The 23665-nt window shown below is 67.0% G+C and carries 19 protein-coding genes and 1 pseudogene; 17 read left to right on the plus strand and 3 right to left on the minus strand.

All coding sequences use genetic code 11. The features are described from left to right. Nucleotides 1-96: 96 nt before the first annotated feature. Nucleotides 97-804 (minus strand): glutathione S-transferase family protein, encoded by a 708-nt coding sequence (locus L3V18_RS02745; protein ID WP_237053062.1) that lies wholly within the window; start codon nt 802-804, stop codon nt 97-99. A gap of 123 nt (nt 805-927) precedes the next feature. On the opposite strand from L3V18_RS02745, the gene L3V18_RS02750 reads away from it, so the two are divergent. Beyond that, on the plus strand, nt 928-1845 hold the full coding sequence (locus L3V18_RS02750) for a LysR substrate-binding domain-containing protein (protein WP_237053063.1): 918 nt from the start codon (nt 928-930) through the stop codon (nt 1843-1845). Nucleotides 1846-1865: 20 nt separating this feature from the next. On the opposite strand, the gene L3V18_RS02755 is transcribed toward L3V18_RS02750, so the two are convergent. Next, complete coding sequence (locus L3V18_RS02755; RefSeq protein WP_237053064.1) at nt 1866-3089, minus strand: DUF418 domain-containing protein; 1224 nt, start codon at nt 3087-3089, stop codon at nt 1866-1868. Nucleotides 3090-3717: 628 nt separating this feature from the next. Between L3V18_RS02755 and L3V18_RS02760 the strand changes: the two genes are divergently transcribed. The 9 genes from L3V18_RS02760 (at nt 3718) to L3V18_RS02800 (ending at nt 13104) form a co-directional block, all read left to right on the plus strand. Beyond that, the gene (locus L3V18_RS02760; RefSeq protein ID WP_237053065.1) at nt 3718-4425 is read left to right on the plus strand and encodes a hypothetical protein; all 708 of its coding nucleotides are present in this window, start codon (nt 3718-3720) and stop codon (nt 4423-4425) included. A 196-nt stretch (nt 4426-4621) separates the two neighbouring features. Next, complete coding sequence (locus L3V18_RS02765) at nt 4622-5056, plus strand: Cif family virulence factor (protein WP_237053066.1); 435 nt, start codon at nt 4622-4624, stop codon at nt 5054-5056. 460 nt (nt 5057-5516) lie between these two features. Next, a complete protein-coding gene (locus L3V18_RS02770) occupies nt 5517-5774 on the plus strand; it encodes a hypothetical protein (protein WP_237053067.1) in 258 nt (85 codons plus the stop codon). Nucleotides 5775-5778: 4 nt separating this feature from the next. Continuing rightward, nucleotides 5779-7203 carry an MbnB/TglH/ChrH family RiPP precursor modification enzyme gene (locus L3V18_RS02775; RefSeq protein WP_237053068.1) on the plus strand — a complete coding sequence of 475 codons (1425 nt, stop codon included), beginning with the start codon at nt 5779-5781 and terminating at the stop codon, nt 7201-7203. 220 nt (nt 7204-7423) lie between these two features. Then, nucleotides 7424-8446, plus strand: coding sequence for a DUF2268 domain-containing putative Zn-dependent protease (locus tag L3V18_RS02780; protein WP_237053069.1), 1023 nt, complete (start codon nt 7424-7426; stop codon nt 8444-8446). 282 nt (nt 8447-8728) lie between these two features. Next, nucleotides 8729-9943 carry an alpha-lytic protease prodomain-containing protein gene (locus tag L3V18_RS02785; protein ID WP_237053070.1) on the plus strand — a complete coding sequence of 405 codons (1215 nt, stop codon included), beginning with the start codon at nt 8729-8731 and terminating at the stop codon, nt 9941-9943. Between the two features lie 108 nt (nt 9944-10051). Beyond that, entirely contained in the window at nt 10052-11371 is a 1320-nt protein-coding gene (locus L3V18_RS02790; RefSeq protein ID WP_237053071.1) for a DUF1631 family protein, read from the plus strand. Then, complete coding sequence (locus L3V18_RS02795) at nt 11368-11727, plus strand: PilZ domain-containing protein (protein ID WP_237053072.1); 360 nt, start codon at nt 11368-11370, stop codon at nt 11725-11727. Before L3V18_RS02790 ends, L3V18_RS02795 begins: the two co-directional genes overlap by 4 nt. A 297-nt stretch (nt 11728-12024) precedes the next feature. Further along, a complete protein-coding gene (locus tag L3V18_RS02800) occupies nt 12025-13104 on the plus strand; it encodes a serine hydrolase domain-containing protein (protein WP_237053073.1) in 1080 nt (359 codons plus the stop codon). 282 nt (nt 13105-13386) lie between these two features. On the opposite strand, the gene L3V18_RS02805 is transcribed toward L3V18_RS02800, so the two are convergent. Then, a complete protein-coding gene (locus L3V18_RS02805) occupies nt 13387-14832 on the minus strand; it encodes a M23 family metallopeptidase (RefSeq protein ID WP_237053074.1) in 1446 nt (481 codons plus the stop codon). 571 nt (nt 14833-15403) lie between these two features. On the opposite strand from L3V18_RS02805, the gene L3V18_RS02810 reads away from it, so the two are divergent. The 7 genes and pseudogenes from L3V18_RS02810 to L3V18_RS02840 all read left to right on the plus strand — a co-directional run bounded on the left by L3V18_RS02810 (nt 15404) and on the right by L3V18_RS02840 (nt 23605). Further along, the gene (locus L3V18_RS02810; RefSeq protein WP_237053075.1) at nt 15404-16924 is read left to right on the plus strand and encodes a serine hydrolase domain-containing protein; all 1521 of its coding nucleotides are present in this window, start codon (nt 15404-15406) and stop codon (nt 16922-16924) included. Next, complete coding sequence (locus L3V18_RS02815) at nt 16917-18011, plus strand: serine hydrolase domain-containing protein (protein WP_237053076.1); 1095 nt, start codon at nt 16917-16919, stop codon at nt 18009-18011. The genes L3V18_RS02810 and L3V18_RS02815 overlap by 8 nt, the downstream gene beginning before the upstream one ends. Nucleotides 18012-18071: 60 nt before the next feature. Next, nucleotides 18072-18992 carry a complex I NDUFA9 subunit family protein gene (locus L3V18_RS02820; RefSeq protein ID WP_237053077.1) on the plus strand — a complete coding sequence of 307 codons (921 nt, stop codon included), beginning with the start codon at nt 18072-18074 and terminating at the stop codon, nt 18990-18992. 136 nt (nt 18993-19128) lie between these two features. Then, entirely contained in the window at nt 19129-20049 is a 921-nt protein-coding gene (locus L3V18_RS02825; RefSeq protein ID WP_237053078.1) for a DMT family transporter, read from the plus strand. Continuing rightward, complete coding sequence (locus L3V18_RS02830) at nt 20046-22523, plus strand: vitamin K epoxide reductase family protein (RefSeq protein WP_237053079.1); 2478 nt, start codon at nt 20046-20048, stop codon at nt 22521-22523. The genes L3V18_RS02825 and L3V18_RS02830 overlap by 4 nt, the downstream gene beginning before the upstream one ends. 10 nt (nt 22524-22533) lie before the next feature. Further along, nucleotides 22534-23040: a DUF3175 domain-containing protein gene (locus tag L3V18_RS02835; RefSeq protein ID WP_237053080.1), complete on the plus strand. Its 507-nt coding sequence runs from the start codon at nt 22534-22536 to the stop codon at nt 23038-23040. 74 nt (nt 23041-23114) lie between these two features. Beyond that, nucleotides 23115-23605 (plus strand): annotated as a pseudogene (locus tag L3V18_RS02840) (VOC family protein). Nucleotides 23606-23665: the final 60 nt, after the last annotated feature.

Here is a 23665-nt window from a genome sequence, read left to right on the forward strand (position 1 = left end):
GAATTCCGGTGGGGACTGGAGGGGGAGAGGCAGTCGGCTGCCCCTCCTCCCCGATACACGGAAAGATCATGTCCCTGACCGGCTGGATGGACCCCGTCAGGCGGCCAAACCGATCCCGGCGAGCGCCTGGTCGAACGCGACTTCGCCGGCAAAGCCGCCCGCGCTCACCGCGGTCCGCTGCTCCTCGACTGCATGGGCGAAGGCCACCGCCGGATCGGCTTGCAGCCTGTCGAACAGGCGTTGCAGGTTCGGATAGTCGCGGCGATCGACGGCCTGGTGGTACTCGTTCCAGCGGGCGATGCCGATGAAATAGGCATCGGCCAGGGTGCGGTGCCCGCCCAGCAGCCAGGGCTTGTCGCCGAGCATCGCCGACAGGTCTGCGTGCGCCTTGCGTACCTTGGCGCGTCCGAACTCGCCCAGGACCTGCTTTTCCGTGCCCTCGCTGCCGTGCTCCAGCGCATACCACAACGGAACGTAGGCGCCGAAGAACGAGGTGTTGAGGAAAGCCAGCATCTGATTGAGGCGATCGAATTCCGGCGTGCCCTGCGCGAACCCGATACCGCGGTCGACGCCGCGTGCACCGATGTGGTTGAGGATCGCCATGCTCTCGCTGAGGAAGGCGCCGTCGGCGGTGAGCAGGGTCGGGGTTTCGCCGACCGGATTGATGCGCCGGTAGGCCTCGCCGGTAACGACTTCCGGCATCTCCACCCGGCTGAGCCGGTAGGGCTGGCCCAGCCACTCCAGGGCAACGATCGAGCCGAACGAGCAACCTGAAGGAACGCCGTAGAAAAGGACGGGGGACATCACGAACTCCTTGGTCTGGTTTCGGGTCGGCGGTCGCAGACCCGGTGCCAACAATCTATGTTCGTGCACCTTCACTGAGTAGACGGGCAGAATTGGACTTATCATCCACGAACAGAGACTTTGATGGCGCTCAATCTCAACGACCTGACGTTCTTCGTCGCCGCAGTCGAGCAAGGCGGCTTCGCCGCGGCATCGCGTCGCTTGGGCCTGCCCAAGTCCACGGTCAGCAAGCGCGTCGCCGCGCTCGAGGACGCGCTGTCGATCCGCCTGATCCATCGCACCTCGCGAAGCTTCACCCTGACCGAGCTGGGCCGCGACTTCTACGAACACGCGCGTGCCGCACTGATAGAAGCCGAAGCCGCCGAGGCCATCGTCCGCCGCCGCCAGGCCGAGCCCAGCGGCACCGTACGCATCACCGCATCGGTCCCGGTCGCCCAGTCGTATCTGGCCGACGCCCTGCCGCTGCTGGCGCGGCGGCACCCGAAACTGCAACTGCAACTGGATGTGACCGACCGCTTCGTCGACGTGCAGCAGGAAGGCTTCGACATCGCCGTGCGCAGCCACTTCTCACCCCTGCCCGACTCCGGGCTCGTGCAGCGGCAACTGCTGGTCGAACCCGTCGTGCTGGTCGCATCCGCGGCCTATCTGGCGCAACGCGGCGTCCCTCTGTCGCCCGACGAACTGCAACACCACGATGGCCTGCTGACCGCTGCGTCCGCCACCACCTGGACACTGTTCGATCATTCCGGCGAACGCCTGCGGGTGCAGCCGCACGCGGCGATGATCGCCAACGAATCGACCGTGCTGGCGCAGGCCGCGATCGAAGGACTGGGGATCACCTGCCTGCCCGAGGGGATGTGCCGGGCGGCACTCGCCTCCGCTGCCCTGACGCGGGTGCTGCCGGAATGGAATGCCGGCACCGTGACCACGACCCTGGTGATGCCGCACCGGCGCGGACTGCTCCCAGGCGTCCGGGCGACGGTAGAGTTCCTGGTCCAACGCCTGCAGGAGCGGAAACCGCCAGTCAACGCTCTGTCCTGACGCCCCCAGACCGGCCGCGATCACGCCGCAACAGGTTCAGGCTGGTGACGCCGGAACGACGGGCGCTGTCCGCGGGTCATCCACCGCCACAGCCACTCCACCGGCCCATATCGGAAACGCGCCAGCCACCAATGGCTCATCGCCATCTGCAGACCGAACAGCACGAGCCAGAACAGCAGCACCGGCGCCAGGCCGTGTCCACCGCCGACACCGGCCCCGATCGCGTAGAACAGCGCCACTGCCGCCACGCTTTGCAGCAGATAGTGAGTCAGGGCCATCCGCCCGACCGCCGCTAACGGCACCAGCCATCGGCGCAGGCGTGGATGGCAGAACGCCAGCACGAATCCCGCCGCGTAGGCGACGCCCAGCGCGACCGGCTCCAGACGTGCCAGCATCCGCAACGCCAGCTTCAACGTCCGGGTGTCGAGGTCCGGATGCGCGGCCCGCCACGAGGCCTGCACCTCGGACAGTCCCATCAACCCCAGGCCGACCGCCAGGCCGCCGGCGAACAGCCACCGAAGCAGGCTGCGATGCCGCCACGGATCCTGCAGCAATCCCTTGCGCCCCGCCCAGTATCCGAGCAGGAAGCGCGACAGCACGAAACACAGCAGCGCCCAGTTCGCCAGCCGCGCCCAGTTGGCGACCGCGATGTTGCCGTGCAGGGCGGCCATCCAGGAAGGTGTCGAGAACGCCTGCCAGGCCTGCGCGAAGACCTCCTTGCCGGCGGGAATCTGTGGCAGCCACGAGCGCACCGTCGGCGCGACCAGCGGTGGCAATACCGCAATCGCCAAGGCGGTCGCCAGCAGCGCGCGGTCAGGCAGATGCCGGAATGGCAGCATCAACACGCCCACCACGGCATAGGTCAACAGGATGTCGCCCCACCAGATGAAATAGCCGTGCACCAGGCCGATCAGTGCCAGTGCCGACATCCGCCGCAGGTAGCGCCGCACACCCGTGTCGTGCGCCGGGCGATCCAACTGCAGCGAAAAGCCCAGCCCGAACAGCAGCGAGAACACGGTGATGAACTTGCCGTCGGCCAGCAGCGACATCGCCGCGATCGCGGCGCCGTCGAATCCCGCGGTCGGAAGTTCCGAGCGCACGCTCTTCGGCATCAACTCGTACAGCGACAACCAACGCAGGTTGACCACGGCGACGCCGGCCAGGGCGAAGCCCCTCAGCGCATCGATGACCTCGTAGCGCGGACGGATGGTTGCGGCCAGACACGTGCTCCCGGTTCGCGGCAAGGGGCACAGGATACGGGAGCGGCCATCGCCATGCCGGTCCATGGCGCGCGAGACCCTCCCGCTTCATCGGCGGACGGCAGCACAGCTTCCCGACCCGCGCCCCGGAACGTCGACGTCGTGAAGCTTCGCGGTCCGGCGCAATGCCCACCGGCGAGGGAACCGCCAGGCAGCTTCCGGCCCGGCATGCATCGCTTGCCCGCCAGGCGGACCGCTCCCGGACCACTCCCGTCGTTGCGCGATCCATCCCGACCATGCAATGGGCAAGATTCTCCATACAATCGGCTTCCCGCCCACAGCCTTCGCATCGGTCAGGATTCGTGCTTTCCGGCGCCGGCGCGGCACATTCTTCAGTACCACGATCGCAACAGGACACCCGAGGGAGGACGCTGTCCCATAACCATCCGGCCGTACCCATCCAGACGCAATACGGATCCAGCTTCAACAGGGGGCAATACACGTGAAGACGATCGTAGCAGCGATGTTCATGTCAGCCGGCCTCGCCGGGTGCGCGATCTACCCGGTCGCGCCAAGATGGAGCGCAGACGAAATCGACGACGCCGCGACCCAGGACGCATTTCTGGCCGCGGATCCGGAAGGCGCGCTCAAGCGGGTGCAAGGCGTACGCCAGTTGCTCGCGCAGGAAACCGATGCGCGCCAGAAGGCGGAGATCATCGCCTCGGAGGCCACGTTCTATGGAACCTTTCTGGCCGCACTGGGCGTGGCGATCGACAAGGTCGGAGTGAGGAACACGGGCGCCGGAGCGGCAACGCTTTCGGGGCTGTTCACCGGTCGCTACCGGCTCGCCGACCAGCAGGTCGTGTTGCGCAAGGCCGAAGCGCGGGCGGCCTGCCTGGAAAAGACGTTGACACCCGCGGTGTTTGACCAGAAGGAGCTGGAACGACTGACCGGCGATTCCCGCAGCCGGGCGCGCGCCACCGCCGAAAGCATGAAGCTGGGCGACGCGGCGATACTCAACGCCGCCGACAATCCTGCCCTCAATCGATGGGCCCTGTCCGAGGCCGAGACCCTCGTCGCCAATGCCAGTACCGGACGGGAGCGGATTCCAGAATTGACCTGGCGCGCCCTGCGCCGCCTGACCAACGACCTGCGTATCGCCCTGGCGGGCATCCCGCTGACGCCGATGACGCGGGACCAGATGCAGCAGACGATCAACGATGCGGTCACGCAGGAAGAGCTCGCGGAAGGCCGGGCCGAGGCCGCCATCAAGAGTTCCGGGGCCCCCGATCCGGAGACGGCCCGGATGTTGAAGGAACTGGCGGCCGCAGCGGCCGTCGAGGCCACGATGGAGGCCTGCTTCGTCGAGTACCCGCAGTAGGAGGGAGACGCCGTTCCCGCTGCGCCCACAGGAGCGACCGCGGACCGTGCGCGCCACGGTCGTCCCTGATGCCTCACCTGCGACGGCCGGCGACGCTGCCGGCACCGGCAGACGCACGGGAACCGCATGTTCGTACAGGACCGCACATGCGCGTTCGCGTGGCCTCCTTGTCACCTCTCACTACCGGAGTCGATCCATGAACGACGACGAAGCCGCGATCGGTACCGTCCTCGATGCGATGTACGCGATGATCTCGGGCCCCGCCGGGCCACGCGACTGGAGCCGTCAGGACGAATTCTTCCATCCCGCATGCCGACAGATCCGTACCGGGGCGGATGCCGATGGAACGCCGTGGATGCAGAGCTTCGGACTGGCCGAATACCGGGAGAATGCCGACCGATTGCTGTCGAGCATGGACTTCTACGAAGTCGAGACCCACCGCGAACTGCGGATCTTCGGCAACATCGCCCATGCCTGGAGCCGCTACGAAGCCCGCACCTCGCCCGATGCACCGCGGCCCGAACGGCGCGGCATCAACAGCATCCAGCTCTACCGGGAAGCCGACGGCCGCTGGCGGATCATCCACATGATCTGGGACAACGAGCGGCCGGGCCTGCGGATTGCCGACTGATCGACAAGGATTGCGGCAAAGCCCGGCGGGCGCGAGGCAAAGGCCACTGCACCGGATCGCACGACCGAACCGGTGCGGTCCTGCCCCTGGCCTCTCACGGCGGCGGCGCGTAGGCGACCAGGATCGCCCCCAGAATCGCGTCGGGGAACGCAATCGGACCGCATCGCTGCCGGGAAATGCCTCTTCCCGTGCCCGACGCGAACGGGAGAAGAAGCCGATTCGTCCGGCTCGACTTCAGTGTCGCTCTTGTATTCGACCCGGCGTGGACCGGCACTACGGACGGCCAGCGTCGAAACCGTGACGCATGCACCATTTTTCGTGCGGCCATGACCGGTTTGCCCGCATCCGGTCGTTTGGCCTGGATGGAAACGCCATTCATGCCTGCGGTGTTTCCCCGGGCCGCAAACGAGTGGCCCGGCTCAGGTGGCATGGAATCACGACTCCATATCGAGGGATTGAAATGAAATCGACCAAGAGCACTCAGCTCCAGGCACAGGGCCCGTTCCGGGCTGGAAACGTGATAAAAGTCTCACTTCCTGCGAGCGCCTACTACGATCTGAGCACCTTCCAGAAGGTGCAGAAGGACATCCTCGGCCGGCTCGGATGCCTGGCCTGTTGTTCCGGTTGGGACATCCGATGGGACGTGCAACGCAACTTCCTCGTCGACGAAAAGCTGAACGTACTGGCGAACGACGGGCCTGCCGCTCCGGGCTTCTGACCTGATGGCACCTCTTCCCGAACTGGGTGTCGGGATCGTCTACTTTCCCGCGCTCGAGCCCCTGCTCGACGCGGGAAAGGGACTGATCGACGTCATCGAAGTCGAGCCGCAGCCGCTGTGGCTCATGGACTCGCAGGCCGGCGGGAGTCCGCGTCTCGACGAACGTGCCTTCGACCGTCTGCGTGCGCGCCCCCAGCGCAAGCTCGTCCACGGCGTCGGCATGCCGCTGGCCGGCACCCTGGGCCTGGACATGCCGCAGATCGCGCCTTTCCTCGAATCCATTGCGCGGCTGGACCCACCATGGATAAGCGAGCACCTGGCGTTCCTGCGTGCCGGCCCACCGCATCGGGCGTTCAACACCGGCTTCCTGTTGCCGCCGCTGCAGTCGCAGGAAACCATCGAGACGAGCGTGCGCAACATCCGGCGGATGCAGGCGGCCGTCGGGCGTCCGCTGGCGTTCGAGAATCCGGCCAACTATCTCAGGCCGCTGCCTGGCGAGATCGGCGACGGAGCGTTCCTGGCCGAGATCGCCGAACGCGCCGATTGCGGCATCCTGCTGGACCTTCACAACCTCTGGTGCAATCAGCTCAACGGACGGCAAAGCGTCGACGAAGTGTTGTCGGCATTGCCGCTGGAGCGCGTCTGGGAAGTGCATCTTGCCGGCGGCGACGCGATGGACGGGTTCTGGCTCGACGCCCATTCCGGACCTGTTCCCGATCCGCTGATGACGCTGTGCAGGCACTGGTTTCCGCGGCTGCCGAATCTGAAGTCCGTGGTGTTCGAGATCATTCCCGACTACCTGCCCGCCAAGGGCATCGACACGGATGCGCTCCTTGCGCAGCTGCAAGCCATCCGCGATCTCTGGGAAACACGCGGATCACGTGCCCGCCGGGCTGCACGCTCCCGCCCGAGGAAGACCTCGCCCGATGTCGGCGCCGACCTGCCTTCGCAGAGCGAATGGGAGAACACGCTGGCACGACGGGTCAACCGGCGGCATACCCCGGAACCTGCCGATGCGACCTGGATCCACGACCCGGCCATCGGCATCCTGCAGCAACTGGTGACCAATGTCCGCGCTGGGATGCTGGTCGACCTGCTGACCTTGAGCTATCGGCTGATGGTGCTGTACCTGGGCGAACCGCGCGTGCGCACGCTCATGGAGACGTACTGGGAGCAAACGATGCCCGAGCCGTTCGCCGGCCGCGAGGCCGCCCGCTTCGCGCGCTTCGTTCGCGACCAGCGCCTTGCGGTGCCCTACCTCGACGAGGTCCTCGCCTACGAGGTCGCATCGATGGACGCGGTGGCCACCGGCGTCGCGAGACAAGTAGCCTTCAGCAGCGATCCGCGGGTGATCGTCGAGGCCCTTCGTGCCGGACGGCGTCCGGATGCAGTACCGGCGGGACAGTACGAACTGACGGTCACGCCATGAGCGGCGGTGACAGATAAGGACCCACACGAGGACCTCCACCCGCCTGTCGGGATGGCAGCAGACGCCACCGCCGACGTCCTGTCCTGCCGACGTTCCCACCGGCACGCGCTGCCAACCGCGCCTGGCGCGTGATGTCGGGCATGCGCGCCACCCGCAACGCCATGCCCGGTCCGCTATCATCGGGCGCCCCACGTTGCCGTGGTCCTGCCAGGAGAACGCGATGCCCGCAACACCTGTCCCGATGGTGCCCGTGGTCGTACCCCCGCAGCGCGCACTCATCGAGCGCGGCGGCTGGACGCGGTCCGTCGGGATCGCATCGCATGGGTTGCTCGTACTCGCCGCCCTCGCCTGTCCTGCCACCGCCGCGTTCGCCCGCGACGCCGCCTCGACCGGGCCGGCGGCGCCAGCGGTCGTGATCGAGGATGTGGAGCGCTTCTATCGCATCTACGACGCTGCCGGGAGAATGCCCGACGCCGGACGGCTGCAGCGTGACTATCTCGACCCCGGATCGGACGGCCTGCACCACTTCGCCCGGCTGCGCCGCGTCACCGGCGAAGCGATCGCCGCCACCCTGGACAAACGGCCGGAACTGTACGAGCAGGCCCGCAGCTGCATGCGTGTGATGCCGCAGGTCAAGCAACGGCTTGGCCAGGCACTGAACAACCTGGCCACGCGCTACCCGGAAGCGAACCTGCCGCCGGTGACGATCGTGGTCGGTCGCGGCAAGCCGGTCGGCATCGGCTACCCCGACAGCGGACTGCAGATCGGACTGGAAGCCCTGTGCGCGGTCGACTGGATGAATCCGGACCTGGAAGACCGCTTCGTCCACGTGATCGCGCATGAGTATGCACACGTCCAGCTGGCCCCGGAGAGCGCCAACCTCGAACAGGCCACCGTGCTGGAGCGATCGCTGATGGAAGGCGCGGCCGAGTTCGCCGCCGAGCTGATCTCGGGCAGCACCGCCTATGCGCATTTCGACACGCTGACGCTTGGCCGCGAGAAGGAGATCGAGACCGCGTTCCAGGCCGACGTCGACAAGACCGACCTCGGAGCCTGGCTCGACAACAGCAGCGCGGAAAAGCCGGGCGATCTCGGCTATTGGGTCGGTTACCGGATCGTCAAGGCCTACTACCTGCACGCCGACGACAAACGCCGGGCCTTTCGCGAGCTGCTGCGGATGGAAGATCCGGAGGCGTTCTTTGCGGCGAGTGGCTGGTATCCCGGCATCGAATTCGAAGAATAGATTCGGGGCGATCGACCGGTCGATCAGCCGGGACGAACGCCAGCGCCAGTGGCACGCGAACGCCATCGCCCCGGATCCACCGCTCCGCCCTGGTGCGGACTTCATCCCGCCGCGCATCCAAACCGTGAAAGCGGTCCTGCTTCATGGGTAGGGGGTACGAGCGTGCGTCCGTTCCGGTCGCCACGGCTCGCCAGCACGCCCCCCAGGTCAACTGCGATCGGCCCTGGTGCCCGGCCTGCCGTCATTGCTGTCCACTTCCATTCTTTTCCAAGGAGTTTCGGAATGCGCAAGTTCAGTATGTCGGTCCTCGCAGCCACCGTCGCCATGGCCGTGTCAGGAGCGGCTTTCGCCGCCGACGATCTTCCGCCCGCACTGAAGGCGGCCATGCAACGCGACCTGGGGTTGTCCGGGACGCAGCTGGCCCAGTACCTGAAGACCGAGCGCCTCGCCACGCAACAGGAGCGGCTCCTGCAGAGGCAGATGGGCCGCAACTTCGCCGGCGCCTGGCTGGAGCGCAAGGCCAACGGCTCGTATGGCCTCGTGGTGGCCAGCACTTCGCCCGTCGCCGCCCGGGGCCCCGCGGGCGTAGAGACGCGCCAGGCCCGCCACAGTCTCGCCGCGCTCAATGCGGCGAAGGGCCAGCTCGACAGCCAGCTCGGCCGATCCGGCGGAGTTCCGAGGGGCGTGTACAGCTGGGCGGTGGACCTGCCGAGCAACAGCGTCGTGGTCGGCGTCGCACCGGGCGCGGAGGATGCGGCGATCGACTTCGTCGCCCGCAGCGGACTGGATGCGAACACGGTGCGATTCGAAACGATGACCGAGGCGCCGCAGCGGCGCGTCGACATCCAGGGCGGCCGCGGCATCCTGCGCAACCCGGGCGACGGCTATCTGTATGCCTGCTCGATCGGTTTTTCGGTCACCAAGGGCTCGACCAAGGGCTTCGCCACCGCGGGCCACTGCGGCGACACCGGAGAGATCGTCTACCAGGAGCTGTCGCAGTGGTCGCTCGGCGTCAGCCTGGGTTCGTTCGCCGCCTCGACCATGCCGGACGGCAACCAGACCGGCCCCGACCGCGGCTGGGTGCAGGTCGACAGCACCCATACCCTGCAGCCGAGCGTCTACGGCTACGGCAAGGGCGACGTCACCGTCCATGGCAGTACCGAGGCCCCGGTCGGCGCCGCGCTGTGCCGTTCCGGCCGCACCACCGGCTGGCGCTGCGGCTCCATCCTCAGCAAGAACCAGACCGTGTCCTACGTCGACGGCTCCGGCAACCCGGATGGCACCGTCACCGGGCTGACCCGGACCTCCGCCTGTGCCGAGGGCGGCGATTCCGGCGGTTCGTTCATCACCGGGGCCGGCCAGGCCCAGGGCGTGCTGTCGGGCGGCAGCGGCAGCTGCAAGGGCCGCCAGGGCCGGACCGGCGGCGGTAACAGCTACTACACGCCGATCAACCCGATCCTGAGCGCCTACGGGCTGACCCTCCGTACCAGCCCGTAATTTCCGCCGCTGGTTCGCAGCAAGGGCGCTCCGGGTCTCCGGGGCGCCCTTTTTCATGCGCCCGGGACATTCACCGTCCGTAGATCGAAACGAGGCTTGAATGGGGCCATGGACGCGCTGCCCCGCCATGCGCAGCAGCTGATGGGACAGGTCCTCGACCTGGTCGCGGAACGGTTGCGGCCGGACGTCGAGCTGCTCCTCCTGCGCCTCGATGATGCGATGATCGAGCGTGCGCGCGAAGAGCGCGACGACGAGATGCTCGCGCAATGGATGGGTTCGCGACAGGCGCTCGGACAGCGTGGGGCCGACTTCTATCCATCGCTCATCGACATGCTGCGACGCGAATTCCTCACGGCCCGCGATCATCTGGCTCCCGCGCTGTCGACCGGCATGTCCCGCGATCGCCTGCAGCCGTTGATGCTGCTCGATGAACACATCGTCGACGAGGACGGTGCGCTCGCCGGGATCGCCGCACGCCACGAATCGCGCGCCGGTCTGCAGCTGATGCTGCTCGGCCACCGTTTCGCCGTGCTGCTGGAGCGCCCGCCGCTCGATGCCGCGGCACTGCCGCTCGGCCCGCGGGCGTTCTGCCGTGCGTTGCGCCACGCCGCGCACGAAATCGGGCTGCCGATCCACGCGCGCATGGCGCTGTATGGCGTGTACGACACCCAGAACGGTCCACGCTACGAAGCGCTGGTGCTTGCGGTCAACGACCTGCTGGACAAGGCCGGCGTGCTGGCCGGACTGAGCTTCGTGCCCTTGCCTGCGCGCGACTCGGCGCATCACCCCGGCCGCGGACGGCAGCGCATGCCGACGGCTGCATCGGCCACGGACGATACCCTGCTGTCGGAAGTGGAGGCGGTACGCATCGTCAATGCCGCGCTCGACGAACTGATGCCGCCCGGCTCGTTGCCGAAGGACCGGCTGGCCGAGTACCACGGCGCGGTAGCCGCGATGGTGCGCCTGGTGTCGCGCTTCGGCTCGCACTCCGATGAATGGATGCGCTGCAGGATGATCGTCGCCGAGCTCGTGGACGCTCTCCGCGCCGGCCGCTCCATCGACCCGGCGACCCGGGAATGGATAGCCGGATCGCTTGCGCTGCTGGACTATGCGCCGGACGAGTGCGAACGCCTGGCGACAGCGCTGATCCATATCGGTGGCGACGCCATCGCGGCCAGCGGTGCGGAACCGGCCGCCCGGCGCCTGCAGGCCCGCATCGATGCGTTGCCCAAGGGCGCACTGATCGGCTTCAGTCGCGACGGCGGCATCATGCGCGCCCGGCTGCGCGACCATCGCCGGGACACCCATCGCGTGCTGCTCGCCAGCGAAGACAGCGGCCAGGAGGCATGGATAGATGTCGACACCATCACGCGCCTGATCGCCGATGGCCGGGCCTGGCTGCTCGCCGGCAGCGGAGGCGCACGGTGAGCGCCGAGGACACTGGCGCGGAGGGCCGCCGCACGCCACGCCAGCACGTCGACGTGCTCGTTCCGGTGATCAACGCGATGACCCGACGTGCGCTTGGCCTCACGCGAGACATCTCGCGCGGCGGGATGAAGGTGCAAGTCGCTGCTCCGCTCGTCGACCACGCCCTGTACCAGGTGCAGGTGGAACTGCAGCTCGGCGACCGCCGACTGCCGGTAGAAGGCGGGATGCAGGTGATCCACCAGGAGCGCCTCCCGGACGGCAGCATTCTCGCGGGAGTGCGTTTCATCCATCTCGACGCGGCGAACAGACAACGTCTGGTCGAGTGGCTGGCAGCGGCGGACGCGCCCACGCGCTGAATCGGCGTGTCCGCGTTCGGCGCGGGACCAATGGCACGTGCCCGTGCAATCGCAGGTGGGCACGCTTGCGTCGACCTCCCGGCTTTCATGCGCCCCCGGCCGCCTTGCGACCGCAGCTGGCCACCGACGCCAACCGGTGTCGCCATCGCACGGTCCAATGCATTCAGCCGGCGCCGACACCCATATTGGAGAAGGGCAATGAAGAAGAGCGTAGCTGTTGCAGTGTGTCTGAGCGCGTGCTTCGCACTGTCCGGGTGTATCTCCACTGCCGGGCCCCGCGCTACAACGCCGGACTCCATGCATGCCGCAGCCGTCGACGAAGCGTTCGCCGAACTGGTGCGTCGCCACGGAATCAATACCGCTGGCGTGGCGTTGATCGACGGCGGTGAGATCGCGTGGACCGGCTACTACGGCGAACAGAGCCCCGGCGTAGCGGCATCGGAGACGACGTTGTTCAACGTCGCGTCCATCACGAAGGTGTTCACCGCCGAAACCGTGCTTCGCCTGGCCGATGCGGGCAAGCTGTCGCTGGACGAACCGATGGCCCCGTACTGGGTCGACCCGGACATCGCCTACGATTCGCGCCATCGGCAGCTCACGCCGCGCATGGCGCTTGGCCACACCACCGGATTGCCGAACTGGCGGTTCATGTCGCCGGAACGGAAGCTGCATTTCGTGCGAGACCCGGGCACCGCCTACGGCTATTCGGGCGAAGGCTACGAGTACCTGGCGCAGTACGCCGGCAAACGGCTCGACGCCGACTTCGGCGATCTGGTACGCCAGTACCTGCTGGAGCCTGCCGGGATGTCCGGTGCCGCCTACAGCATTCGCGAGGATACGTTCGCGCGACTGGCCGAAGCGCGCGACGGGCACGGCCGGTTCCATGGACACTACTGCCGCCCGAACGGCTGGTGCCGGAAGCCCGGCACCTACTCCGCCGCCGACGACATGGCGATCACCGTCACCGATCTTGCGCGTTTCCTCAGCCTCGCCCGAAGCGGAGACGGCTACAGCGATGCGATGCGCGAACAACGCGATCGCGTGCATGTCGACCTCGGCGACCAGAACCCGGTCGACTGCGCCCGGGTCGCCCCCCGGCAATGCCCGGTGTCGCAGGGCTACGGCCTCGGCTGGCAGGTTCTGCACTACGACGACGACACGCTGCTGACGCACGGCGGCAGCGACTGGTCGGAGCTTGCGCTGTCGTACATCCACGTGCGCTCCGGCGACGGCCTGGTGATCCTGTTCAACGCCCCCAACCTGCGGGCGTTGGCCGCGATGCCGGAGGCGATCCGTCTGCTCGACCCGGGCTCGCCGCTGGCATCCAAGTACGAGCAGTGGTACGAGAAGGCCCGGCAGCAGTCCGCGAGCGACTGACCGTCGCTTCTTTGCGCAACGAGTCGTCGGCAACGTTCGTCGCCTTGCGGCGACCGCCGCGCGCGCCTGAGGTCAGCCGCCTCTGTCGCCTGATCGCGTGCGGGGTCGCGGCCGCGGCCACAATTCTTCCCGGCGACGCCTGGCCGCTCGCGGCGGGCCGCGGCACTGGCTCGTCCAGGCCGGCCGCGGAACCGGCCGCCGGGCCTCGTCCGATGGCGCGCAGGCAATGGCGCCCCGCGATCGCGGGGCGCTCTTCCGGCTTTCCCGCCGGGCCAGACCCTGCTACTTCCAGCCCGTCGTCCAGTTGCCCTGCCAGACGACGTCAACACCGCTGGCATCGTCCCTGAAGCGGATCATCTTCGCCTGGCCGGTGCCCAGTTTGTAGAGCAGCACGTGGCCCCTCCCGTTGATCAGCATCGGCGAGAACGCCGTCCAGCCGGTTGTCCAGCTCATCGCCGAGGTGACTTCGACACCCTGTCCGCCCGACTTGAGCTTGATCAGCTTCGCCTCCCCGCTCGCCGCCTTGTAGCCGAGCAGGAACTGCTGGCCCTGATGGGAGACCGGAACCAGGTTCGTCCATCCCTTCGTCCAGGTGCCGGACCACACTTCGTCGACGGCAATGTTCGTGCCGCTGCCGGTGATCCGGTCGATCTCGACCTCGCCGGTGCCGCCCTTGTACATCAGCAGGTATTGCGCGTTGCCGAGCTTGTACGGAATGAGCGCGGTGCGCCCGGCTTCCCAGGTACGCCGGTAGACGTTGCTCGAGCCGTCGCCGCTCGCGCGGATGCGGTCGATGTTCGCGTAGCCGTGGACCGAGTCGTAGGCGATGAAGTATTTGTCGCCGTCGAGTGTCAGCGGGACGAAGTCGGTCCAGCCCTTGTACCAGGTCCCGCTGGTCAGATTCGTCACGCCGGCGCCGTGGAGATTCATGCGCAGGAAGCGCACTTCTCCCGTCGACGACTTGTAGACGATCGCATGCGGATGGCCGTTGGCCGCCAGATGGTAGGGCATGAAGTTCGTCCAGCCGGTGCTCCACGACCCTTCCCAGGTCGTGGTCACACCGGCACCACCCGCGTTCACCCGGACGATCTTGGTCTGGCCCGAGCCGGGCTTGTAGAGCAGCTCGTACTGGTAGCCGGTCTGGGTCCAGCCCATGAACGTGTTGCCGGCGCAGTTCAGGCTGATGATCTTCTCCGCGCTGTTCGTCCCCCAGGTGCCGTAGGAACTCGGATTGCCGGCGTGCGTATTGATCAACGCTCCCGCGAACGCGATCCGCACCGCATCGTTGTCGCGCAACTGGGTGTAGTGCTGGTGGATCGCCTGCGCGCCGCTCTTGCCGGTACGCCCGATCTGCTCGCCCTGGGCGACCTGGCGTCCGACCACGATCGGCAGCGGGGTCTCCGTCTCCAGATGGATGTAGTGGGTGACCCAGCCATTGCCGTGGTCGAGATAGACGCGGTACTCGTCGCCGACCATGCCCGCGAACGTCACCGTTCCCGCGGCGGAGGCCAGGACCGGTTCGCCCGCACCGATGTTGGCCAGATTGTTGCCGCGGACGGTGATGTCGATGCTGTCCGGATCCGGCCAGTGATTGCTGTAGGTCGATGCATCCCAGATCTGGCCGCACTCGGCCGGGAACTGGAACAGCGGCCGGGGACCGGCGGCATGCGCGGAAGACATTGCGGCGATCAGGATCGAGCCGGCCAGGAGTGTCGTGCGGAGTTTCATCGTGCTTCTGCCTCTAGATGGGTTGTGGGTCGCCGTCCGGCCGGATCGTCACCGCGACTGTCGCGGAGCCGGTGATCGCCTGCGGCGTCATTGGACCGAACCCGAGCGGTGTGCCGATGCCCAGGCTCCGGTTCGCAGGGGTAGTCGCAAAAACACAAGCGAACCCGCCACCCCGTGCCTGTGGCCGTGAAGAACAGCTCGACCGGCACGGTATTCCGCCTGCAGGAGCGGGGCGCTCCGGGCGGCATACGAGCGTGCACTGGCGTATTTCAACAGGCCGAACCGCGGCTTCACCGATGCCGGACTGCGCGAACGGCCGGTACAGGAGCAGTTGCGGACGAACCACGACTTCAAGGCACTGGCGATCGAGTGATGCCTGCGGCCAGGTGCGGCCGGATCCGGCCGCGGACGGGGCGGCCTGCCATCCGCATCGGGCCGCCAGTGACCATCGGCACTCGCCCTGCATCGTCCGGCTTCCGCACTCTCGTGGTCCAGTCCGCGATGGCAGCAACGGGGCACGATGCTCCAGCTGGCGCATCACGTGCGGACAACCGGATTCGAGGCTTGGCGAATGATCAAGGATTCCCCTGCTTGCAGCACCAACATGCGGTCGAAGGTCGGGACGGTCGTCTGTTGTCTCGCCGTCATGACCTCCCTGCACGCGGTCGCAGGCTCGCGAGTTCCGGATCCAGCCGAGCCCGCGTGCACGGAGACGGCTGCGGCCGCGCGTATCCAGAACAACCTGCTGCCGTTTCACTATCTCGAAGGCCAGGTTTCGACGAGCTCCATTCCGCAGCAGATGCTCGCGCAGGACATTCCCGGCGTCAGCATCGCCTTCGTCGACGACGGGAAGATCGCATGGTGCCTGACCTACGGCTACGGCCGCCTGGCGGATGCGGAACGGGTCACGCCGGAAACGGTGTTCACGGCCGCCTCGTTGAGCAAGCCGGTGGCTGCAATGACGGCTCTGGCGCTGGTCGATCGTGGACAGCTGGAGCTGGACGGAGACGTCAACGCTCAGCTGGTCGACTGGAAGATTCCCGAAAGCGAATTCCTGACAGACCACAAGGTCACGCTGCGGCATCTGATCGGCCATACGGCGGGAATAAAGAATCACGTGTCGACGTCGTACGGCATCGACGACGACATCCCGACGCTGGAGCAGATGCTTGCGGGCACCGGACCGTCGGTGGATCCGGCCGTCACAGTCGTCGCGACGCCTGGCGAACGCTACAAGTACTCCAATCCCGGGTATTCCATCGTCCAGAAGTTGGTGCAGGACGCCACCGGACAGGATTTCCAGACAGTCGTCGAGAGGCTCGTCTTCACTCTGGCCGGCATGGACGACAGTTCCTTCAGCCAGCCGGCTCCGGCACGCCTGATGGAGAGGGCGGCTACCGGCTACTCGAACGAACTGCGCCCCTACCCCTACATGATCTTTCCATTCCAGGCCGCCGGAGGCTTGTGGACCACGCCCAGCGATCTGGCCACGTTCATGGCAACCATCATCGACGACTACCACACCGGCCGCGGTACGCTGATATCGAGAGGCATGGCGGAGGAAGTCTTCTCCCGATCGGAAGTCAGGCTCGGTTTTGCGAAGAAGCTCGGCGCCGACGATGACCTGATCTTCGAGCATTGGGGCAGCAATGCGGGTTTCACGAGTTACATGGTCGGCTCGCTGAAGGACAGGCAGGGTCTGGTGATCATGACCAACAGCGACAACGGCTTCGGTCTTATGGCCTCGATCGCCAGGTCGGTGGCACTCGAGTACGGCTGGGCGCCGCTCGAGCCCGTGGTCTATCGGCCGGTATCCACGCCCCTCGACCATCCGGAGCGTTTCACCGGCCGCTTCGGCAACCGGGCCGACGCTTCCCAGACGCTCGTCTTTTCGCTGCAGGACGACGCGCTTCACGTGCTCACGGCCTCCGCGGAATCGCCGCAGGCACTGGTGCAGGTGGCCGATCGAAAATACATCCTGCCGTCGCGCCATACGACCTACGAGTTCCTGGAAGGCAAGGACGGGATCGTGACCTGGGTCCGCGTGACGACGGAGAGCAGCTACAACTACGACCTCCCCCGGAATGACTGAGGGCCGCTTCCGTCGCATCGGCCGATGGATGGCGACGGCCTGCCTGCTCGGCGCATTGCTACCGGGCCACGCGTCACCGCCACAGGATCGGGCGGACCGCCACGAAGACCCGGATTTCGCCGGACTGGAACGACTGATCGTCCGGGAAATGGAGAGCGCCGGGGTGCCCGGACTTTCGATGGCCGTCATCCGCGACGGCGCGATCGTCTATCGCGGCGCGTTCGGAGTGACGAACCTCGAAACAGGCGAACCGATCACCGAGCGGACGCTGTTCGAGGCCGCTTCCCTGTCGAAGCCCGTGTTCGCCTATTTCACGATGCTGCAGGTCGACAAGGGGCTGCTGGACCTGGACCGTCCATTGCACGAGTACCTGCCCCACGAAAGCCTCGTGCCGGATCCGCGCCACGAGCTGCTCACCGCGCGCATGGTGCTCGCCCATGCATCGGGCCTGCCCAACTGGAGGAGCGAAACGGGCGGCGAGCTGAAGCTGCTGTTCGAGCCGGGGACACGGTTCGGATACTCGGGCGAAGCGTACGAGTACCTGAAGTCCGTGCTCGGGCACATCCTGCGCACCGACGATGAAGGTCTCCAGGCGCACCTGAAGCGTGAAGTCGCGGACCCCGCAGGTGCGCGGTACATGCAGTACACCTGGGACGACGCCATCCCGTCCCTGAAGGCGTTCGGCCACAGGAACGGGGCCGTCACCGACAACGACCGGCATGACCGCAACTTCGGCGCGGCCTACAGCCTGATCACCACGCCCTCCGACTACGCCCGTTTCCTGATCGCGCTGATGCGCCCGGTCGGTTCGAATGCCGCCGTGGTCGAGGACCTGCTTTCCCTGCAGACCGCCCTTCCGCCGGAACGCGGCGAGATGCACCGGAGTCTGGGGTTCCCGGTCAAGAAAACCGGGAAGGGGTTCAGGTACTACCACTCGGGGAACAACGGCGATTTCAGGGCCTACTGCCACTTCTACAGGGACACCGGCGACGGCGTCGTGATCTTCGGGAACTCCGACAACCTGTTCACGTCGGACCTTGCCGGACACGTCGTGGAGTACCTCGGGGACCGGTGGTTCTACATGTAGGACGGTGAAGCGCAGCAGTCCACGGTGCGTTGACCGCTGCAGTGCTAGGTTCGCCTGGCCATGGACAATCGCACCATCACCGTTTTCGGCGGGACGGGGTTCCTCGGCAGCGAGATCGTCAGGCGACTGGCTTCGTCCGGCGCAAGGGTGCGCATCGCCGCCCGCCATCCCGATGCACTCGACCTAGGCGAGCTGAGGCCCGAGCCCGAGCGGGTGAAGGTGGACATCCGGGATGCCTCGGCGATCGCCGCAGCAATGACCGGCGCCTGGGGCGCGGTCAATGCGGTCTCGCTGTACGTCGAGCATGGCGACCTCGACTTCGGGACCATACATGTCGACGGTGCGCGGACCGTGGCGCGGTGCGCCCGGCAGGCGGGCGTGACCAGGCTGGTGCATGTGTCCGGCATAGGCGCCGATCCGGCCTCCGCCTCCCGGTTCGTCCGCGCCCGCGCCTACGGGGAGCGCGCCGTGCGCGGAACATTCACGACGGCGACGATCCTGCGGCCCAGCACGATGTTCGGACCGGACGACGCCCTGCTCTCCAGCCTGGAGCGGGTGACGCGTCTGCCCGTGGTGCCCCTGTTCGGGTCCGGCGACACCCGGTTGCAGCCCGCGTACGTCCGGGACGTCGCAGCCGCGGCTGCCGCGGTGATCGAACGCCCGGACACGCAGGACCGCGTCTTCGAGCTGGGGGGCGCCACGGTCCACACCTATCGCGAACTCGTACGCATCGTCTCTGCGCATCTTGGCAGGCGCAGGTGGCTGCTTCCCCTGCCCTTCCCGATCTGGAAACTGATCGCGTCCGCATCGGGTGTCGTCCTCAGGAATCCACCCTTGACCGTGGACCAGGTCATCCTGATGCAACGCGACAATGTGGTCAGCCCGGATGCACCCGGCTTCGAAACGCTCGGCATCGAACCCGATGGACTGGCATCCAGACTGGACACCTGCCTGCCGACGCAGAGCGAGCGACGCCGCTGAAGTGATGCCTGCACTCGCGATTTTTCCGTGTTTTCGTGCACTTTTTTCATGCTCCGGATTTCACGGCGCGTCGAACGGACACCTGCGATCTTCGAGGCTCCTGATCCATGGATCGACATCGCCGCGATCAATCCCGATGCCCCGCAACAACCGCTCCGCTCCACTGTCGACGTATGCCTCGCTCGCGCTGGGCATGGCCGTGTTCGGCAGCGGCACGCCGGTGAGCAAGCTGGTGACCTCGGCGTTCCCGGTGTTCCTGGGGTCCGGGCTGCGCATGGCGCTCGCGGCGCTGGTCCTGTTGCCGTTCGTCCTGGCCGATCGCAGGAACGTACGGCGTTTCGATCGCAGGGACTGGCTGCTGACGACCGCGATCGCCGCGATCGGCATGTTCGGCTTCAGCGTGTTCATGCTGTTCGGCATGCAGCAGGTATCCGGCGTGGTCGGCAGCGTGGTCATGAGCACGACGCCCGCGGTGACCGCGCTCGGCGCGTTCGTCTTCCTTCGCGAGCGCCTGGGCTGGATCAAGGCCGCCGCGGTCGCGCTCGCGGTCGCGGGCGTGCTGGTGTTGCAACTGGGCGGGAAATCGGACGGACCGGACGGCGGCGGCAACCCGCTGGTCGGCATGCTGCTGGTGTTCGGTGCCGTCTGCAGCGAGGCCGCATACACCCTGCTAGGGAAACGGGCCAGCGAGCACGCGCGGCCGGTGACGATCGCCGGCCTTGCGGCGATCATCGCGACGCTGCTTTTCCTGCCGTTCGCCATCCATCAATGGCCGGACTTCGAAGCCGGACGGGCGATGCCGCGCGACTGGATCGCGCTGGGCTGGTGGGGGGCGGGAACGATGGCACTGGGCTCGGTGCTCTGGTACCGCGGCGTGTCGAAGGTACCCGGCGGTACCGCCGCCGGCTTCATGGGCGTGATGCCGGTCAGCGCGCTGCTGCTGTCGTACCTGTTGCTGGGCGAGCCTTTCGTGTGGATCCACCTGATCGGCTTCGCGATCGTGTTCGCGAGCGTGCTGCTGATAGCGCGCGAGCACGCCAGGGAGTCGAGTGAATGAACAGCCGTAACGCCAAACCCGATGACAGGCCCATCGTCCTGATCACCGGCATCGCCGGCAGCGTCGGCTCGGCGCTGGCGTCGGCGCTGGCACGGGACTATCGCGTGGTCGGCATGGACGTGGCCGAACCCGAAGTCGCGGTGGACTGGATCGAGATCGATCTGACCTCCGGGAAGTCGGTCGAAGGCGCGGTACGCGAGTTCCGCGAGCGCCATGGCGAACGCATCGCGTCGGTCGTGCATCTGGCCGCGTACTTCGACTTCTCGGGCGAGTACAAACCCCTGTACGACAAGGTCAACGTCGACGGTACGCGCCGTCTGCTGCGCGCATTGCAGTCGCTGGAGGTGGCGCAGTTCGTGTACTCGGGAACGATGCTGGTGCACCAGGCGACCGTCCCCGGAGAGCGCATCGACGAGGATTCGCCGATCCGGCCACGCTGGGCCTATCCGGAGTCGAAGGCGCGCGCCGAACGGGTGATCGCCGAGGAACATGGCGGCATTCCCTACGTACTGCTGCACCTGGCCGGCCTCTACGACGGGCGCACGGCCGTGCCGACCCTGGCGCAGCAGATCGCCCGGATCTACGAGCGCGACTTCACCGGCTACGTGCATGCCGGAGACGAGGACGCCGGACAGTCGATGATCCATCGCGACGACATGATCGACGCCTTCCGCCGCGCGATCGACCGTCGCGACCGGCTCCCCTCCGGGACGACGGTCCTGGTCGGCGAGCCCGAGGCGATGAGCTATCGCCAGCTGCAGGACGCACTGGGCGAGCTCATCCATGGCGAAGAGTGGACGACGATCAACCTGCCACGGCCGCTCGCAAAGGCCGGCGCCTGGCTGCAGGGTGCGGCGGAGCCGGTGGTGCCCGATGCGATCGACCATGGCGAGAAGCCCTTCATCCGGCCGTTCATGATCGAGATCTCGAGCGATCATTACGCCCTCGACATCAGCCGGGCGCGCGAGCTTCTCGGCTGGGAGCCGGAACACCGCATCCAGGACATGCTTCCCCGGATCGTCGCGTCGCTGGAGCGCGACCCCGTCGGATGGTATCGCGACAACGGGATCACGCCGCCGCCGTGGCTCGAAGAGGCGGCGGACAAGGTCGACCGGCCCGAAGCGCTGCGCCAGCATGCCGAGGACACGTTCCGCGACGCGCACCGACGGCACCTGTATGGCCCGTTCGCGGTCGCGATGCTGGGTCTGTGGCTGGTCGCCTCGCCCGTGACGCTTGGTGATATCCCGGCCGCGCTTCGCTGGAGCGACAGTCTCTCCGGCATCGCCCTGGTGCTGCTCGGAATGATGACGCTGTCGTGGCGCCTGGCATCGCTGCGCTGGCTGGCCGCCGCGGTCGGCCTGTGGGTGCTGTTCTCGCCGCTGGTGTTCTGGACCGGCAACGCGGCGGCCTATCTCAACGACTCCCTGGTCGGCACCCTGGCGATCGGATTCGCCGTGGCGCTTCCGCCCAGTCCGGGAGTCTCGCCGGTGGCCGCGTGCTCGGGACCGACGGTGCCGCCCGGCTGGGAATACTCGCCGTCGGACTGGAGCCAGCGGCTTCCCATCATCGCGCTGGCGCTAGTCGGCCTGTTCGTCTCGCGTGCGATGGCGGCCTACCAGCTGGGTCACGTCGACGGCGTCTGGGAACCGTTCTTCGACGTCGCCGGCCCGAAGAACGGCACCGAGACGATCATCACCTCGAGCGTATCGGAGGCGTGGCCGGTGCCCGATGCGGGGCTTGGCGCCCTGGTCTACCTGCTCGAGATCCTGACCGGCCTGATCGGATCGACCCGGCGCTGGCGCACCATGCCTTGGCTGGTGGTGCTCTTCGGCTTCCTGATCGTGCCGCTGGGCGTGGTGTCGATCACCTTCATCGTGATCCAGCCGATCGTCATCGGCACCTGGTGCACGCTGTGCCTGATCGGTGCCGCGGCGATGGTGTTGCAGATCCCCTACTCGCTGGACGAACTGGTCGCCACCGGGCAGTTCCTCCATCGGCGCCGGAAAGCGGGCAGGAACCTGCTCTATGTCTTCTTCGCCGGCGACACCGACGACGACAGCAGGGTCCCGCACGACGGCAGGGAGTTCGACCGCGCCCCCATGGACGTGCTGCGCGATGTCGGCGGCGGCAACGTGAACGCGCCATGGAACCTGCTGCTGTGCATCGCGATCGGCGTGTGGCTGATGTTCACACGGCTGACGGTCGGCGCCGAGGGCCCGATGGCGAATGCCGACCACCTGATTGGTTCGCTGGTGATCACCGTGGCGGTATGCGCGCTTGCGGAAATCGCGCGCCCGGTACGCCTGATCAACATCGGGTTCGGCGTGGCGCTGCTGGTGACGCCGTTCATGCTTGGCGCCACGACAGTCCAGACCGGGTCGAGCCTGGTCTGCGGAGTCGCGCTCATCGCGCTGAGCCTGCGGCGTGGGCCGATACGCATGCGCTACGGGAACTGGAACCGGCTGCTGATCTGAGCAGGGCCGCGTGCGGCTGCGGATCCGCGCCTGTACATGGATGCCAGGCCTCGATTCGCATTGGTCCAATGTGGATTTCACCCCGCCCGCATGCCAGCTGGACTGGATTGCCGATCGGGCTACCGACCGGAGTCGCGAAGACATGCCCCCTCCCCGCAAGCACGGATCGAAACCGACGCAGGCCGCAGCCGCACGCGCAAAAGGCGTCCGCCGGAAAGGCGGACATGCGAAGAAGGACACGCGGCGCTGGTCGCAGCACGTCACCGAGACCAGCGACGCACTGGACCTGCGGGAAGGCGTGTTCACGCTCGACGATCCCGCAGCCATGGCGCGCTCGCTCAAGCGCTCGGCCGAGGACAGCCGGCGTCGCAAGAGCGATCCGTATCGCTCGGCGATGTCGATGTTGACCTTCTACATCAACCGTGCGGGAAAGAACCTGCCTGCCAGGCGTCGCGACATCCTGGAGTCCGCCAAGGACGAGCTGCGCAAGCTCTACGGCCGACCCATCCGGAAGTAGCGGCCCATGACCGCAAGACCGGCTTTCCGAAAACGTTGAAGATCGACGACCCACCCGAGTTCCGGAGAATCCAGATGACCCGCAAGAACACGATATGCCTCTGGTACGACGATGCCGCGCACGATGCGGCGACGTTCTACGCCGAGACCTTTCCGGACAGCTCGGTGGACGCCGTACATCGCGCACCGGGCGACTCCCCGTCCGGCAGCCAGGGCGATGTCTTCACGGTCGAGTTCACCGTGCTTGGCATCCCCTGTCTTGGCCTGAACGGCGGACCGACCTTCAAGCACAGGAGACGTTCTCATTCCAGGTGGCGACCGAAGACCAGGCCGAGACCGACCGTCTGTGGGATGCGATCGTCGGCAACGGCAGCCGGGAAAGCGCCGGCGGCTGGTGCAAGGACAAAAGGGGTCTGTCCTGGCAGATCACGCCCCGTGCGTTGACGGAGGCGATCGACGACCCGGATCGCGGGGCCGCCAGGCGCGCGTTCAACGCCATGATGGAGATGCGCAGGATCGACATCGCCACGATCGAAGCGGTCCGGCGGGGTCGAGTCCGCCACTGACGGAGAGCAATGGACCGGATCAAGCCCCATCCGGCGCACTCCCGTACACTGGGGGCCTAC

Origin of the sequence: Marilutibacter chinensis (genome assembly GCF_021725675.1) — a bacterium.
Taxonomy (GTDB): Bacteria; Pseudomonadota; Gammaproteobacteria; order Xanthomonadales; family Xanthomonadaceae; genus Marilutibacter; species Marilutibacter chinensis.